Below are 15,507 nucleotides of genomic sequence, written 5' to 3'. Positions count from 1 at the left end.
ATAAATAGCACTAAGATGATTTTTAATAAAATACGTTTTAGTGCTTCTTATGATAAAGATTTGCATGGTATGACTTCGCTTTCCGAGGGGACAGAATCAGGAGTTTCGTTATCAATACGTCGTTAGGCCATAAAAACATTTCGGTTACAACTGAAGTGTATTCACATTTGTTGGAAGAAACTTATAAAGAAGAAAATGAAAAAGCGGCACTTATTATAATTGCTCGGGATCTGGGTCCCTAAAAATTAGTTTTCTATAGTGTTTTATTGATAGATAAAATAAAAAGAACCCCGTCGTTATGGGGTTCAGTACAGATTTTGAAACGTGTTTAATTTTCAGTAATTAGCGTCCTGGGAGGGATTCGAACCCCCGACCGATGGCTTAGAAGGCCATTGCTCTATCCAGCTGAGCTACCAGGACATATTTTGAACACAAAATTGATTATACCGAAAATTCCGTTACAAATCAATAAATCATTCAAAAAAATATACACATTTAACACTATGTTCATAAATTTACTCTCTTGAGGAAATATTAAAGATACATTTGTTAGTTAATTGCTCACATCTCATCACATATGAGATTGCCTTAGTGTCAGTTTATTGTGGATTCAAAACAATTACGCACTTAAATTTATAAATTTGGCATGACTATACGCAAGTTATCTCATTCATATTACTATAGAGGTAGAAAAAGTGAAGGAGGTCATTGATATGCTTATTTTAGCACTTTTAAAAAAGTCAATTGAGTTCTTCAATGATACATTTAATAATAAAAAATAAAATGTATCATAATTCCTTCTCATAGTAGTGCTTGTTAACTCCCTCTCATACCTTTCTCTTTTCCAATTTTTACCATATACAAGCACTACTATATGTTTTTGGCTTACTTTTAATGTATAGTTGTATATATAACAAATCAATTGGAGGGAGATTAATGACAACACTCAAGCCATATATTGCATTTCAAAATACAAAAGAGGCACTCAAGTATTACGAAGATTTATTTGGTGCAACAGATATCAAACGATTACCCTTGAATAAAGAACAAGCTAGTCATTTTAACGTTGCAGCAGAAAAAGCAGATGAAGCAACAATGCATGCTGAATTTAAAATTTTGAACACAACATTGTATGCAGCTGACGCTTTTGGCAAAGAAGCAGCAATTAATGGCGTTATTTCTCTTATGTTAGAATATAATATTGACGCTTCTGAAGATGCCGACAATATCGAAGCTTTGTATGAACGATTAAAGCATCATGAGTCTATTCAAATTGAAATGCCTTTTGAGCCACAATTTTGGGGTGGTAAAATGGGAGTAATCATTGATAAATACGGCATTCGTTGGATGTTGCATGGCTATAGTGAAACTAAATAATACGAGCAATCTATTTATAAAAACGGTTGAAAGCACAAAGGTGAATTGCTTTGTGTTTTCAACCGTTATCTTTTTAGAATGACCATAGACATTTTTATAAATATAAATTCCCTTTGGCATAATGATAAGTCTCTCTCGTTTTTCTTTGCAATAATCCGAGCAAAGTTAATACCCCTATCTTACCTGCTATCATTGAAATAATAATAATAACTTTGGCAAAGGATCCATACTCAGAAGAAATCCCCGTTGATAAACCAACAGTACCAAAAGCTGACACAACTTCAAATGAAATATCTTCAAATCTCATGTTAGGTTGTGACGCAGCTACACCTAAGGTCATAAGTATCACAAAAGAAAACGCTGACAATGTAATTGCAACTGCTTTTTGCATTTGTTTTTTCGGAATTGAACGTTTAAATAGATGTGCATGTTCATGTCCTTTTAAAGACGTAATAACGTATATCGTTGCGAGTGCAAAAGTTGTTACTTTAATCCCCCCTGCTGCACTAATTGGTCCTGCTCCGATAAACATTAAAAGCATTGTAAATAGCAAAGTACCAGGAGCAAGATGACTAAAATCAATCGTATTAAATCCAGCTGTACGCGTGGTAACAGATTGGAAAAAAGAGGCTAAAAGTTGATCAGATATTGACATACCCTTTAAAGTGTTGTCGTGTTCTAATAAAAAGAACATTACAAAACCTATCACGATAAGTATGAAAGTAACAGATAAAGTCACTTTAGTATGAAGTTGCAATCGTTTAATAGAAGGTGTTGTAATAACGTCTATTAAAACCACATACCCCACACCACCTACGACAATGAGAAAAGCAACCATTAAATTCACGACAGGATCATGAGCGTAACTCACAAGATTATCAGAGAATAATGAAAAACCAGCATTGTTTAATGCTGAAATTGAAGTGAATAAACTAGTGAACAAACCTTTAGACAATCCCAATTCCGGTATAAAAACAAAAGATAAAATAAATGTACCTAATGATTCGAATAGGATATTAAAGATTAAAATAAATTTAGCAAAGTCAGTGACGCTATTAATATCGTCTGTATTCAGTTCAAGTTGTAAAAGTTGATGACCGTGTATTGAAATATGTTTTTGAGATATTTTTAACGCAAACATAGACACCGCAACTATACCCATACCCCCAATTTGAATCAATAGCATAATAACGGTTTGGCCGAATATATTAAATTGACTAGAAATATCTACTGTCGACAATCCAGTTACTGTAAACGCACTTGTTGCTACATAGAGTGCATCAATAAAATGAGTATGTTTTTGGCCTGTCCAAGGAAGATATAACAATAGACTACCAATTAAAGTGGTAGTCAAAAAAAGTCCAATATAAAATACAATAGGTTGTTTTTTACTGTACATATTTAAAGCCTCGGTTCTTTTTGATAGTATCATATCACGATAATTTAGATGGAAAAATATTTTATCATCATATTTAATAGCTTTAACATTATAACAAAAATGACGAGATTGTCATCTATTATACATAGATTTCACAATCTCGCCATTAATATTATGCCTTTAGTATGTCATATAAAATTATTTTGCAAAAGTATCAACTAAACCTTTGATTAATTTGATGATACCCATTACTAAATCTGCCCAAAACATATTTAACGCCTCCTCTTTAAATGATTTAACCATAGTATACAATGTATTTTCGATTTATCGGAGGTTCATTCCTAATTTATCATTTACAGTGCGTAACTGTACTTATTGACGATTCATATATACAGTTACGCATCGTTTACGTGTCATTTTAGAAATTTTAAATAACTTTGCCCATAATATGAATGGCTTTTAAAAGATAACGGATGTTTATTTAATCAGCACATACGCCACTCATCTTGTCAATAAATGATAAGGTTATCCTTTTACACATCATATTCCTATACAAAATAATATACACACCTTTCAAGCACCCATTATACTATTAAACCTTCCTCCTAAACGCTTTTAAAAGGGAGAACTTTTAAATAAGTAGCCATCCTCCATAAATATTCTAACGGACCATATTTGAAGTATTTTAGCCAAATCACACTAAACATTATTTGAATACTATATATGATTAAACACATCAATAGAGCGTTTAACATTGAGACGCTACCATTAAAAAATACTTTCACAAAAACGATTATAAACAAGGTTTGAAATATATAATTGGTTAACGCCATGCGCCCGTAATATTTTAGAGGCGCTAATAATTTTGCTCCGATGTCATTTTGAACCGCTATAATAATTGTAAGCATGTAAAAGCATGAAATAAATGGGGATGTCATAGTCACTAAATGATCAAAAAACATTTTTTTCTGTACAAACTGCTCTCCATGAAGACCCATATTTTCAGCTAAAATATAGTTAGGAGGCGCGTAATACATCATTAATAGCGATACACTCAGTATTGTTAATACTAAAAATACACTCCAAGCAATAATCCATTTTCTTAAATTCGTATTAAATTGATATATTAAGCCATACTGTCCAATAGCCAGACCTAAAATAAAATATGGCATCGTTTCTAAAAGTTTAGCATCTAACACTATTGCAACCACTAACAATAATAATCCTAATATTAAATTGATTTCTTTTTTTAAATGAAGAAAAATTAATAATAGGACTCCAGCTATTGCATAAAACTTTAAAGCTTCACCTGGTTGTAGGAATGAATGCAACACACCAAATATAAATAAAACAATAAGCCTTCTGAAATATAAAGCATATTTATTTTGCGCTTTGTATGTTGCCCTATCCATAAAAATATAAAAACCAACCCCAAATAATATCGAAAATATACTAAAAAATTTACTTTCGATAAATATTAACAGAAAGCTAGCATATATCCCTTCAATATGTGTCTTAGCAATTTCAGCATTAATAAAGTTAATGCCTACAACATTCACGAGAATAATACCCAATAATGCAAATCCTCTTAAATAATCTAAAGTATGAATCCTGCTGCTCATTTTATTCATTTTTTCACCTTTTTATACATTTATTTTTTTCTCAATAATTTTATTCGATAAATCATTAAACGTAAATAAGCCTGAAGAAGGATAAATAACTAATAACGTAGTATGATTATGCATTTTGACTAATGATGTGTGTGCGCTTTTACGCATAGCAATTGAAAATGTTTTAGTTTTAAGTCCTATTGATGTTTTAGCCCCTGATTGTAACAGCTTTATATTAAATACTTCTTCAGATTTAGAATATTGAATCATTTTTACTTCACTGATATTCATGACGATATTTCCACTTTTATAAATATGTGTCCATAAACATATTGTATATTTTTTCATTAAATGGTAATATATTAACATAGTATGGTTTTACTCAATTAATTTTACAAAAAATATTAAAAGGGGCGATATTAATGAAAACGCACATCAAAAAAGTAATCAGCTCTTTATTAGTAGTCGGAACAGTGACACTTGGATCAACTCCTGCATTTGCAGCAACTTTTGGTAATAGTAAAAGTGGTGCCTCTTCTGTAGAATCTTTTCAAATTAAATATAATGGTGCTTCTTGGAATTATAAAGGTTCAGGTTATAAATCCACTTCATTTAAATATTCTAGAAATGGCAGAACTTTACTTACTAAAACAGCGTATAATGGAAAAGTTACTGGTTCAGTTTGGGATGATTTAAGATGGGGGAAAAAATATAAAACAAAGTTCTCTTGGTGGCGCGGATAACCAAATAATAAATAAAGCTGGGTTTGTAGTAAATCAAATTCAGCTTTATTTAGAATTATAAATCTCTTTTTACATAGTCTTGAATTACTAATCTTAAAGGGGTAACTAGGATGCAATACTCACTTTTTAGGTTTATTGATTTTTTTGAGATTTGTATTCTCTATATAGTATGTTTCGTCTCTAATACCTTACTTTTGAATATACAAATCTTCAATTTATCAAATTCGTTTATTTTACAGTCTTTTTTACAAAGTATATTGGAATACCACTATATAATAGTAATTTTATCTTCATTTGTAATCATAATATTTCATTATCAATTTTTAGCACGTAAAAAAACAGAAGTATTCTGTCGCATTCTCGTAGGAAGTACGATGATAAAAATAATAAGAAGATATATACTAGATAGCTTATGTATATTACTTATCGCTTTTCTAATATCTCTCATATTAAATTTTTATCTAAAATTAGATATTAAAGATAATTTCTATTTAGTTTGTATTTTTATCATATATATTATAATCTGTGCAAGTCAGGTGAAAAAGAATGAAAATTTTTAAATTTTTTCTAATTAGAATTTTTTTTAAAAGACCTCTACTTGTCTTTAGTATGATCGCATTATTATTTCTTGCCAACTATTTTTCATTTACAGCTGCGCGTTCAATCGTCTCAACTTCTCAAGGATATAACGAAATAAATGAAATAAATAAAAAAGGGTATTTTATTGCTAACTTAAATCCAGACAGCAAGTCAGATTTTAATAGCATCGAAAAAAAAGATACTCAAAAAATATATGAATATTTAAATCATAATTATAAATATGCTTTTCAATCAAATGGATTTGTGACTTCTTTAAATAATAAAAATGATATGGAAATAACACTTAGTTACATTAATAAAGAGGCTTATCAAATCAGTCGTTTTAATTTGTTTGAAGGGCAGGAATTAGATTTTAAAGATGAATTAAATATAGACGCGTTACCCGTTTTAATAGGCTATGGTTTAGCAAAAACATACCCTATCGGATCAACTATAAAGATAGATGATTCATCTTTAACAAAACCAATAACCCTGAAAGTGAGAGGAATTTTAGAAAAAGATTTTTATCATTCTAATTTTTATGCTCCTAACTCAAAGAATTATTTTAACTTTTCAATATTTGTACCTGTTAATAAAAAAATTCTTCAAAATTCAAACATTGATCTTCAAGTTAATGGTCTTATGGATCTAATTCTTATTGATTCAACCAAAAAAGATGCTCTAAAACTAAGTAAATATATAGAAAAAAATACAAATTTAAAGTTTAACTTTTTTAGCCAACGAGAAAATTTTAATTATTTTGAAGATTATTATACGAACTCGCTAAAAATTATTGGTAGCATTACGCTCATATTACTTATAACAGTTATATCTATAGCTATTTGGAATAATTTAATGAGCATACGCCTAATGATAAGTGATATTACAATTAATTTATTAGTAGGTTTGAGCTATTCAAAATTAAGAGGCATTTTCTATAGTTACTTTGGATTATTATTTTTTCTTAACATATTAGGTTTATTCATTATTACTGCTTTTAATAGATATAGTTTTTGGTTAACAAAAGATGCTATTTTTGCTACTTATGGAAAATTCGGATTATTAGATATGGATTGGCTTGCTTTATTCATAGTTATATTGATCGATATGATTATTGGTATCGTTATAGTAGAAATATCTTTAAAGAAAATAAAAAGTATTCCAATATCACTAGGAGTGATACAATGACAAGTATTATTAATTTGAATATACAAGAAAAAATACACAAAAAACAAAAAACAGCTATATTACAAAATTTCACTTTAGAAGCTGAAAGACAAGAAAAAATTGCTATAATAGGTGAATCTGGTGTTGGCAAAACTTCACTTCTTAATATTTTAGGTCTACTCGATTATAATTATAAAGGAACTTACGAGATTTTTAATACTCCCGTCAATAATTTATCTAAAGATATATTAGCGAATTATCGTAATCAGAAAATAGGCTTTATTCTGCAAGATTCAGCGCTTATAAATTCCTTAACTATAGAAGACAATATTAAATTACCTCTTTTATATGCTAACTCTAAAAAAAGAGATATGCAGTCTAATTTTCATACCATTGTTGAAAAAATAGGGATCGTATCCATCTTGAAAAAGAAACCGCTTGAGTGTTCTGGTGGTCAACGTTCTAGAGCTGTATTTGCTAGAGGAATCATGATGAATCCAGAAATCATTTTAGCTGATGAACCTACAGCATCTTTAGACTCTGCTAATAAAGAACATATTATTGATTTATTATTTGAAATGAACAAAGAATTTAAAAGTACTATTATCACAGTAACTCATGATTTAGATATAGCTAGACGTCATGATAGAATAATTAAATTGGAAAGGAATGCGTAAAAAATGGGATTTATTGCCATGATACTTTCAATGATATTGGGTATATTTTTAATATTTGTTGGATATACCAAAAGACATCAAAATATTTATTATAAAATTTTTATCGGATTAGGTGTTTTACTTATTATTTGCTCTATCTATTTATCACTCCCCCATTAAACAGTATTATGCTTTATCAATATTTTTCATAAAGTCTACACACAACCAATCGCTTTACTCTGCTGTCGGAATCCGAATTTATTGCTTTGAAAGAGATAATAAGAACTGAATAGAACAATCAATGTCCTCCTTTAGATGGTTAAAGGGGGATTTATTTCTGTTTATAGGCATTCTATTCACACAATTTATTTGTATAGTCTTTAATACCTTTCTTCTTCAGACTTAATATTTCACATACTCTCAGCACATAGATAATCACTAGATTAAACAAAAAACATCGCACTCATTTATAATAAGCAAGCCTCTTTCATCCGCTTCTGTTGTAAAGTTAGCTTTATAGTGGAATTTTAGTAAAGTGGTGTCATGGTGTTTTCCTAGTATCAGTCTTAACATAGAAAACAATGGTTAAACAAGTGATAATAAAAAAAGAAAACATTTGAAAAAGACTTCTCCAGAACTCATCGCTTATGTCATGATGATTTGTATAATGCTATAATATTAGAAGATATACACCCTTCAAACGAAAAAGAAATAACTTGATTTTCGAAATCCTCAAAAATTTAAAAGGTGCAGATTTAAATTGTAGAACTGGTAAAAATATCCAAACAGTAAACTTATTAACTGGATTATATGGACTTATACATTTAATAAATGACGCTATACAAAACGTATTAAGACTAGAAATATAAAAGGAGACAGAAAATATGTTAAGTATTAAAAACTTATCAGTAGATTTTAAAAATACAAACATACTAACAAATATCAACTATGATTTTAAAGAAAATTCTATTTATGGTCTTTTAGGTCCAAACGGAGCGGGTAAGACGACACTATTTAAATCCATTCTAAAAGTAATAGATTATTCAGGTGGTATGTCAACAGATTTCTAGACAGTTTTTATAGAAACTATCTTTGTACGCTTTCGGCGTCAGATAATTTAATGCACTATGAGGTCGAATGTTGTTATACCAATTAACATAATCAAACAATTCGAGTTTTAAGTGATTAATAGATTTAAAATCATACTGTTTAATGAATTCAGTTTTTAACGCTTTAAATGTACTTTCAGCTACTGCGTTGTCATATGGACATCCTTTCATGCTTAAAGATCTTTTGATACCAAAGGTATCTAGTACATCATCAATCATGTGATTATCAAACTCTTTTCCTCTGTCAGTGTGAAACATTTGTACGTCTCTTAAATCGTGTCTAATGCTACTAAGTGCCTTGGATACAAGCGTGCTATCTTTCTTTGAGCCTGCGCTATGCCCAACAATCTCACGGTTAAAAAGATCAATAAATAAACATATGTAATGCCATTTTCCAGCCACTTTTACATATGTCAAATCACTGACAAGAACTTCCAATGGTTCTTTTCTATTGAAACTTTGATTTAATTCATTATTGATTTCGCGTTCACTTGAGCGAGAAGGAAATGATTTATACTTCGATGTCGTATAAGAAGATACTAATTTATTTGCTTTCATAATGCGTCCTATACGTCGTCTTGAGACATTTAAACCATTTTTGATAAGTTCATTTTTAATCCTTCTTGTTCCAAAACATTTGCGATTAGAATTGAAAATCTCGATAATTTTATCGCTAATTTCCTTATCTCGATCATCTTTTTCAACGTTGGGTGATTTGTTAATTTCGTAATAGTAACTACTTCTAGAGATTTGCAGGACTTTGCACATTGCTGATACTGAATATTTATTGGCATTCTTTCGAATGACATCTATTTTCGTCCCATGATCAGCGCTGCTTGCTTTAAAATATCATTTTCCATTTTCAATTGTTGATTTTCTTTACGTAATTTTCTTAGTTCTTTTTCTTCATTAGTTAAGTTATCTTGATGGTTAAATGAACCAGTATTTTGATGTTGCTTAATCCATTTCCCTAACGCCGAAGGTGTTAAATCATATTCACGAGCAATTTCATTTCTAGGCTTACCATTTTCATAAAGCTTTACCATTTGTAATTTAAATTCAGGACTAAAAGTTCTTCTTTCTCTTGTCATAAAAATCGCCTACTTTCTTAATTTAACAATATCTATTCTCATAGAATTTGTCCAACTAAGTGTAGACGATTCAAGGAGACAATATCTTCATCAATACATAATATTGGTCATTTAATCGATTATCCTGCCTTTTACTCTAATTTAACCTGTAAAGAGAATCTTGATTTACATGCTAAATATATTGGCGTCAAAGATTTAAATATTGACAGATTGTTATCGACAGTCAACTTACAAGAAGCCAAAAATAAAAAATTCAAAAATCTATCTATGGGAATGAAACAACGGCTAGGCATAGCTAAAACATTAATAGGAAATTCAAGCCTAATATTATTGGATGAACCCTCAAATGGTTTAGATCCAATGGGAATTAAAGATATAAGAAATATTATACTCAAAGAAGTAAAAAAAGAACAAAGAATTACCATCGTTTCTAGTCATCATTTAAATGAATTATCAGAGTTTACCGATATATTTGTTTTCATTCAAAATGGGAAAATAGTATCACATTTAAAAAATAGTAAAAATTATTATAGTCTTATTGAAATATCAGAAGATATAAATCATTTAGATTTCACTAGCCATAATGAATACTCAATTATCAAAAGTAATGGAAATTATTATATTTTAGCAGACTACAATGATCTAATTAAATATTATAGCCATGCTTCAAAAATGAATTTTGAAGATATATATTTAAAAATTATGGACATGAACATAGAGGAGGCTTATTTAAAATGATGACTTTCATTAAAAATGAATTCACTAAAGTTAAGAGCGAAAAATTTATTATAATTGTTTGCTTGCTAAGCCTTATTCCATTCACCATGAATATCGCTAATTTTTTTATAAATAGTAAAGATTTATCTTTAATAGGAGGTTTTTACTTCAGATTTTATAACCAAAATTTTATGATTATTCCTATCGCTATGGGCATTATTGGCTCTTCAATATTTTATATAGAATTTAAAAATCACACTCTATTAAATTGGCTTGCTTACTCAGGGAATAAATATAAATTATTTTTTTCTAAACTTTTAGTATCTTTATTATATTGCCTATTTCTGTATGCAATTAACTTAACATTATTATTAGCTTTTTACTTAATACAAGGGCGACCATTAAGGGATTTAATGCTAATATTTGTTAGTTTTACCTTATTTAATATTCTTTTAATTATTTTTATGATACCGTTATCAATAACTGCAGTAATCATAACAAAGAATTATATTGTGTCAATAGTATTATCTATTGGCATTGCTATGGTTTCTATGATTCTAATGCCCGCGCCATTTGCCAATTTAATACCTACTACATTAAGTTATAGATTAGGATTAGCAACAATTGATTCTTCAATAGGCTTTGATTCGCCCAACAGTGTTATCATTGGTATCGTAGTATTAGTTGGCGTCTCATTACTATTAATTATTTTAGGTTCACGCAATTTGAAAATTAAATAGTAAGATATAAGAAAGAGAACGTCAAATGCATACTAATAGATGAACATGAGCTGGCATCATATGTCCTTCTATGATTTTTAGAGCTTTGTATTTACATAGTAACTTTATCATTTCTCATGTTGTTTTTGAATGATACGAAAGTGCCTTATTTTTAAAGTATTTAATGTAAAATTACATGTATATCACGTAGTATTGTTGGCTCGACCATCCCCTAGGAAATGCGAGCCAAACAATACGAATTATTGATAAAAAGCGTAGAGATGATTCAATCATGGAATCATCTCTACGCTATTATTTTGGGATTGATGTCCCCATCCTGTAATTAATACTTTCTATTTATAGATACTTTTGTTAAATAATTATGGTATTAGTTCATACTATAAACGTAGTTAAAGCGAAAATAACATTACGATAATAATCAATACGGGAACAATATATCTTACTAAAAATTTCCATATCTTGAAATATATCATCGCTTTAGTGTGATTATTCGTAAACTCTTCTAAAATCATTGCTTTATCCATTCGGAATGAAACAAATAATGATATTAACAAACAACCAATTGGTAATAGTATGTTACTTACTAAATAATCAGTCGCATCAAAAATTGATTTTCCTGCTACTGTCACATGACTCAACGTACCAAAAGAGAGGCTTGCAGGTATTGTTGATAAAAACACGATCAATCCAATGATAAATACGATTTTACCTCTACCTTTATCTCTCGGATTAAAAGCTGCAATAATCACTTCAAATAAACTAAATGATGAAGTTAAAGTTGCAAATAAAAATAATAATAGAAACGCTGCTAAAAATAGCGATCCAAATGCCATTTTAGAAAAAATACTCGGTAGTACGATAAAAAGTAATCCCGGCCCTGCTGTTGGTTCAAAATTAAAACTGTAAACGATTGGAAAAATAGTGACACCAGCAAGAATAGAAACAATAATATTCATTGTAGCAACACTCACGGCTGCACGTGGAATATTTTCTTTTTTGCTTAGATAAGAACTATAGGTCACCATACAAGAAAAACCAACTGCTAATGAGAAAAAGGATTGACCTAAAGCGTACAATAAACCTTCAGTACTAAATTTTTCAGGATGAATGCCAAAAAAGAACTCTAATCCTTTCCCAGCATCAGACAAAGTCAGAGCTTTCACAACTAAAATGATAAAAATCATTAACATAGCTGGAAAAAGTACTTTGCTTACTTTTTCAATCCCTTTTTTAACACCAAAATAGAGCACGACCATATTTAAAATAATAAAAATAAATACACCTAATAAAACTATGTATGAATTGCCTATAATATCATTGAATAGTGCTTCATAATTATTATTTTGCGATATGATATTATTTGTAACTCCTAAATAGCTATAAATAAGTATCCATCCGCCTACCACGCTGTAAAACGATAATAATAAGAAACACCCAACAACACCTAATCTCCCTGTTATCTTCCAAAATGGTGTCGGACTCAGAGTGTCATAAGCTTTTACTGCATTTTTTCCTGAAGCTCTACCTATAATAAATTCTGATATTAATAAGGGAACTCCAATTAAAAAAGTAAAAAGAAGAAAAGAGAGAAGAAACAAACCTCCACCAAACTGTCCAGCCATATATGGAAACTTCCATATCGCACCAATCCCAATTGCCGCTCCGGCTGAGGAGATGATGAAAGCCAGTTGTGAAGACCATGTATTTTTTGATTTTCTCATTAAAGCACCTCAATTTTTAGATCATTAACGTTGCACTCTCAAGAAAAGTAACTTCCAATATAACATTCGAAAAATCCTAATCTTTCCTATTACTATAAGCGTGCACATTCAGTCAGTTAAATTAAAGTCTATAACCATTAATTACATCATATACTATCATGTATCGACAAATTTGTAAGATACTAAAACAATTAATAACTAACAATATAGATTTTATTTTTGATTATTTAACAAACTTTAAAGTATTATATACCATCCAAAGGTTAAAATCAATATCTGAAACGATACGTTATTTTAAAAAATATATATAATATTTACACATATATTTTCATTGAAAGGATCTTTCCCAATTTATCAAAACGACTTTTTAAAATAATAAGGTTTATTTGAGTATGCTTAAAATAAGTTAAAAGCACTTAACTAATCGTAGGAAAGAAGCTAGGACATAAATTCCCAAAAATAGTGCTAAGATGATTTTTATTCAAAATACGTCTTTCGTATCATTTAATTAATCATCTAATTAAAGGAAAAACTTCGAGATTTTTTGTAAATGCTTACGAAAACCTCGAAGTTTTTCGATTACTAAGATATTTATGTCTTAGCCCCCGAATGGCTGTCAGAAATATGATACTTCCTTTAAATAACATCAATACGTATGGATTTTATAATTTCATGTTGTCGGTTTCTAAAGTTAATAATAGCCGATTTATTTTCAATTTTCACTTCACAATATGTTTCTTCAATATGACTTCTCGACTTAGAAATACTACCTGGATTAATGAGATGCACGTTATGAATATGTTCATATCTAGCGATATGTGTATGTCCATAAAAAGCAAACTGTGCATGTTGATTTGCAGCTTGTTGCGCCAAATTTTCACGCGATGCATTAACACCATATAAATGGCCGTGCGTAATAAATACTTTGATGTCACCATATTGTTCGATTTTCGATTCTGGAAATTCGGGATAAAAGTCCATATTTCCCTTTACACGTTTATAAAGACTAAGTTCTGTATCATTATATTCAAATTCAGAATCTCCTAAATGAAAATATGCATCCGCATCGTCATGCTTATCATAAATGTCATATAAAACACCCGGTTCTGAATGGTTATCACTTACGACTATCAATTTATACATCAATCTTCACCTTCAATAAATGTTTGTAGTTGATCAATTGCTTTACGACGGTGACTTATTTCTGATTTTTCTTCTGGTGTTAATTGAGCCATTGTTTTTTTCATTTCTATCACATAAAAAATAGGGTCGTAACCGAATCCGTTTTCTCCAATTCGACTTAATGTAATCTCACCTTCCACAGTACCTCTAAAGGTATGTGTTTCACCTTGAGCTGTAGTCATACTAATCACACATACAAATCGTGCGTCTCGATCTGTTTTGTCATTTAACTCATGTAGCACTTTATCTATATTATCTTCATCACTTTTATGAATGCCTGCATATCGTGCTGAATAAACACCAGGTGCCCCGTTTAATGCAGTGATCTCTAAACCACTATCGTCGGCTATGACCGTTTTGTTGAGCACTTTTGCAGCAGCTTCTGATTTTAATCGTGCATTCTCTTCAAATGTGACGCCTGTTTCTTCTACATCAAAGTCTTCAAGCAATTCATTGATGCCTATCACATTATAATCCGCAAAGATGACTTTAAAATCGTTAATTTTTCCTTTATTTGACGAGGCTATTACAATATCTTTCATTATTCAATGACTCCTTGCCTAAAAATATTCGTTCAACATCAGTATTAATTTTCAACCATTCTTTAATAATATATGTCATGTGTAAAACATCACCATTCGCAAAAAACCTATGTTTAGGCTCTGGGGTATAACTCGCGTGTTCATGACTAAATGTTAGCAAAGCACTCACTTCCCTCGCTGTTTCAAGACCAGACGAAATCACAGTTTTATTTTTCCCAAAATAATCAAAGATAGGCTGATATAGCAATGGATAATGTGTGCATCCTAATATCACAGTGTCTGCGTCAGTCTGTCGCCATGTTTTTAACGTTTGATGAATGACAATATTTGTGATTGTGGGATCCTTATACTTCATCTCTTCTACAAGAGGAACAAATCCCGGACATGCAACACCCCGCACTTCTACATTCGGATTAATGTTTTGTATGTGCTTTCGATATGCACCCGATCTGACTGTACCTTCAGTTCCTAAAACAAGAACACTTTGATTTTTTGTCGTCATAATTGCTGTTCTTGCTCCCGGCTCTATTACACCTATCACAGGTATTTTTAAATTTTTCTGAAGTGTATCTAGTGCGACTGCTGTTGCTGTATTACATGCTATTACAAGCATTTTGATATCAAATTGCGTCAAAAAAGATGCCATTTCAATAGTGAACTGCTTCACTTCTTCTTGATCCCTAGGACCATACGGACATCTGCCAACATCGCCTAAATAATAAATCCGCTCATTCGGAAGTTGACGCATAATTTCTTTGGCTACAGTAAGTCCTCCTACGCCGGAGTCCATAACACCAATAGGTTTATCCATAACATTCATCCTATTCTATACATTCTTGTTACATATTTTACCATATACTAATTTATTCAGAAAAATACATAGCCTATCATTAAT

The 15,507-nt window shown here is 30.1% G+C and carries 15 protein-coding genes, 1 tRNA gene and 1 pseudogene; 7 read left to right on the top strand and 10 right to left on the bottom strand.

The annotated features are described in order from the left end of the window. Nucleotides 1-346: 346 nt before the first annotated feature. Nucleotides 347-420 (bottom strand) — tRNA-Arg (locus C7J90_RS07625). Nucleotides 421-936: 516 nt separating this feature from the next. Between C7J90_RS07625 and C7J90_RS07620 the strand changes: the two genes are divergently transcribed. Continuing rightward, entirely contained in the window at nt 937-1,377 is a 441-nt protein-coding gene (locus C7J90_RS07620; RefSeq protein ID WP_103210715.1) for a VOC family protein, read from the top strand. Nucleotides 1,378-1,471: 94 nt separating this feature from the next. Here C7J90_RS07620 and C7J90_RS07615 read toward each other — a convergent pair whose 3' ends face one another. The 3 genes from C7J90_RS07615 to C7J90_RS07605 form a co-directional block, all read right to left on the bottom strand. After that, nucleotides 1,472-2,776, bottom strand: a complete 1,305-nt coding sequence (locus C7J90_RS07615; protein ID WP_103210716.1) for a TrkH family potassium uptake protein — start codon at nt 2,774-2,776, stop codon at nt 1,472-1,474. Nucleotides 2,777-3,360: 584 nt separating this feature from the next. Next, complete coding sequence (locus C7J90_RS07610; protein WP_103210718.1) at nt 3,361-4,386, bottom strand: DUF418 domain-containing protein; 1,026 nt, start codon at nt 4,384-4,386, stop codon at nt 3,361-3,363. Between the two features lie 12 nt (nt 4,387-4,398). Beyond that, complete coding sequence (locus tag C7J90_RS07605) at nt 4,399-4,713, bottom strand: hypothetical protein (protein ID WP_158701918.1); 315 nt, start codon at nt 4,711-4,713, stop codon at nt 4,399-4,401. Nucleotides 4,714-4,787: 74 nt separating this feature from the next. Here C7J90_RS07605 and C7J90_RS07600 point away from each other — a divergent pair, with 74 nt between their 5' ends. The 4 genes from C7J90_RS07600 to C7J90_RS07575 all read left to right on the top strand — a co-directional run bounded on the left by C7J90_RS07600 (nt 4,788) and on the right by C7J90_RS07575 (nt 8,580). Next, nucleotides 4,788-5,108, top strand: a complete 321-nt coding sequence (locus C7J90_RS07600) for a hypothetical protein (protein WP_103210721.1) — start codon at nt 4,788-4,790, stop codon at nt 5,106-5,108. Nucleotides 5,109-5,654: 546 nt separating this feature from the next. Further along, nucleotides 5,655-6,875, top strand: coding sequence for an ABC transporter permease (locus C7J90_RS07590; RefSeq protein WP_106465129.1), 1,221 nt, complete (start codon nt 5,655-5,657; stop codon nt 6,873-6,875). Next, nucleotides 6,872-7,531, top strand: a complete 660-nt coding sequence (locus tag C7J90_RS07585; RefSeq protein WP_106465128.1) for an ABC transporter ATP-binding protein — start codon at nt 6,872-6,874, stop codon at nt 7,529-7,531. The genes C7J90_RS07590 and C7J90_RS07585 overlap by 4 nt, the downstream gene beginning before the upstream one ends. A gap of 863 nt (nt 7,532-8,394) precedes the next feature. Continuing rightward, nucleotides 8,395-8,580 carry an ATP-binding cassette domain-containing protein gene (locus tag C7J90_RS07575; protein WP_103210780.1) on the top strand — a complete coding sequence of 62 codons (186 nt, stop codon included), beginning with the start codon at nt 8,395-8,397 and terminating at the stop codon, nt 8,578-8,580. Here C7J90_RS07575 and C7J90_RS07570 read toward each other — a convergent pair. Then, a protein-coding gene (locus tag C7J90_RS07570; protein WP_103209691.1) for an IS3 family transposase occupies nt 8,566-9,710 on the bottom strand; the annotation gives its coding sequence in 2 pieces (ribosomal slippage) (nt 8,566-9,464 and nt 9,464-9,710; 1,146 coding nt in all). The two genes, C7J90_RS07575 and C7J90_RS07570, sit on opposite strands and share 15 nt — an antisense overlap. Nucleotides 9,711-9,740: 30 nt before the next feature. Between C7J90_RS07570 and C7J90_RS07565 the strand changes: the two genes are divergently transcribed. Further along, nucleotides 9,741-10,448 carry an ATP-binding cassette domain-containing protein gene (locus C7J90_RS07565; RefSeq protein ID WP_106465127.1) on the top strand — a complete coding sequence of 236 codons (708 nt, stop codon included), beginning with the start codon at nt 9,741-9,743 and terminating at the stop codon, nt 10,446-10,448. Further along, complete coding sequence (locus C7J90_RS07560; RefSeq protein ID WP_106465126.1) at nt 10,445-11,167, top strand: ABC transporter permease; 723 nt, start codon at nt 10,445-10,447, stop codon at nt 11,165-11,167. Before C7J90_RS07565 ends, C7J90_RS07560 begins: the two co-directional genes overlap by 4 nt. Nucleotides 11,168-11,191: 24 nt before the next feature. Here the strand turns inward: C7J90_RS07560 and C7J90_RS12270 are convergent. The 5 genes and pseudogenes from C7J90_RS12270 to racE form a co-directional block, all read right to left on the bottom strand. Further along, nucleotides 11,192-11,281, bottom strand: a pseudogene (locus tag C7J90_RS12270) (IS200/IS605 family transposase); the annotation flags it as partial. A gap of 275 nt (nt 11,282-11,556) precedes the next feature. Beyond that, nucleotides 11,557-12,888: a sodium-dependent transporter gene (locus tag C7J90_RS07550; RefSeq protein WP_103210136.1), complete on the bottom strand. Its 1,332-nt coding sequence runs from the start codon at nt 12,886-12,888 to the stop codon at nt 11,557-11,559. A gap of 636 nt (nt 12,889-13,524) precedes the next feature. Further along, nucleotides 13,525-14,031: a YfcE family phosphodiesterase gene (locus C7J90_RS07545; RefSeq protein WP_103210138.1), complete on the bottom strand. Its 507-nt coding sequence runs from the start codon at nt 14,029-14,031 to the stop codon at nt 13,525-13,527. Then, entirely contained in the window at nt 14,031-14,612 is a 582-nt protein-coding gene (locus C7J90_RS07540) for an XTP/dITP diphosphatase (RefSeq protein ID WP_103210140.1), read from the bottom strand. The genes C7J90_RS07545 and C7J90_RS07540 overlap by 1 nt, the downstream gene beginning before the upstream one ends. Continuing rightward, a complete protein-coding gene (gene racE / locus C7J90_RS07535; protein ID WP_103210143.1) occupies nt 14,581-15,423 on the bottom strand; it encodes a glutamate racemase in 843 nt (280 codons plus the stop codon). The genes C7J90_RS07540 and racE overlap by 32 nt, the downstream gene beginning before the upstream one ends. Nucleotides 15,424-15,507: the final 84 nt, after the last annotated feature.

This window comes from Staphylococcus felis (assembly GCF_003012915.1).
GTDB lineage: Bacteria > Bacillota > Bacilli > Staphylococcales > Staphylococcaceae > Staphylococcus > Staphylococcus felis.
The sequence above is the reverse complement of the archived record's forward strand: the minus strand, read 5'-3'. Positions and strand labels throughout refer to the sequence as shown.

Bases quoted from the DNA above. Each gene is read 5' to 3' on its own strand.
- C7J90_RS07620 (WP_103210715.1), top strand. From the start codon at position 937: ATGACAACACTCAAGCCATATATTGCATTTCAAAATACAAAAGAGGCA.
- C7J90_RS07615 (WP_103210716.1), bottom strand. From the start codon at position 2,776: ATGTACAGTAAAAAACAACCTATTGTATTTTATATTGGACTTTTTTTG.
- C7J90_RS07610 (WP_103210718.1), bottom strand. From the start codon at position 4,386: ATGAATAAAATGAGCAGCAGGATTCATACTTTAGATTATTTAAGAGGA.
- C7J90_RS07605 (WP_158701918.1), bottom strand. From the start codon at position 4,713: ATGAAAAAATATACAATATGTTTATGGACACATATTTATAAAAGTGGA.
- C7J90_RS07600 (WP_103210721.1), top strand. From the start codon at position 4,788: ATGAAAACGCACATCAAAAAAGTAATCAGCTCTTTATTAGTAGTCGGA.
- C7J90_RS07590 (WP_106465129.1), top strand. From the start codon at position 5,655: ATGAAAATTTTTAAATTTTTTCTAATTAGAATTTTTTTTAAAAGACCT.
- C7J90_RS07585 (WP_106465128.1), top strand. From the start codon at position 6,872: ATGACAAGTATTATTAATTTGAATATACAAGAAAAAATACACAAAAAA.
- C7J90_RS07575 (WP_103210780.1), top strand. From the start codon at position 8,395: ATGTTAAGTATTAAAAACTTATCAGTAGATTTTAAAAATACAAACATA.
- C7J90_RS07560 (WP_106465126.1), top strand. From the start codon at position 10,445: ATGATGACTTTCATTAAAAATGAATTCACTAAAGTTAAGAGCGAAAAA.
- C7J90_RS07550 (WP_103210136.1), bottom strand. From the start codon at position 12,888: ATGAGAAAATCAAAAAATACATGGTCTTCACAACTGGCTTTCATCATC.
- C7J90_RS07545 (WP_103210138.1), bottom strand. From the start codon at position 14,031: ATGTATAAATTGATAGTCGTAAGTGATAACCATTCAGAACCGGGTGTT.
- C7J90_RS07540 (WP_103210140.1), bottom strand. From the start codon at position 14,612: ATGAAAGATATTGTAATAGCCTCGTCAAATAAAGGAAAAATTAACGAT.
- racE (WP_103210143.1), bottom strand. From the start codon at position 15,423: ATGGATAAACCTATTGGTGTTATGGACTCCGGCGTAGGAGGACTTACT.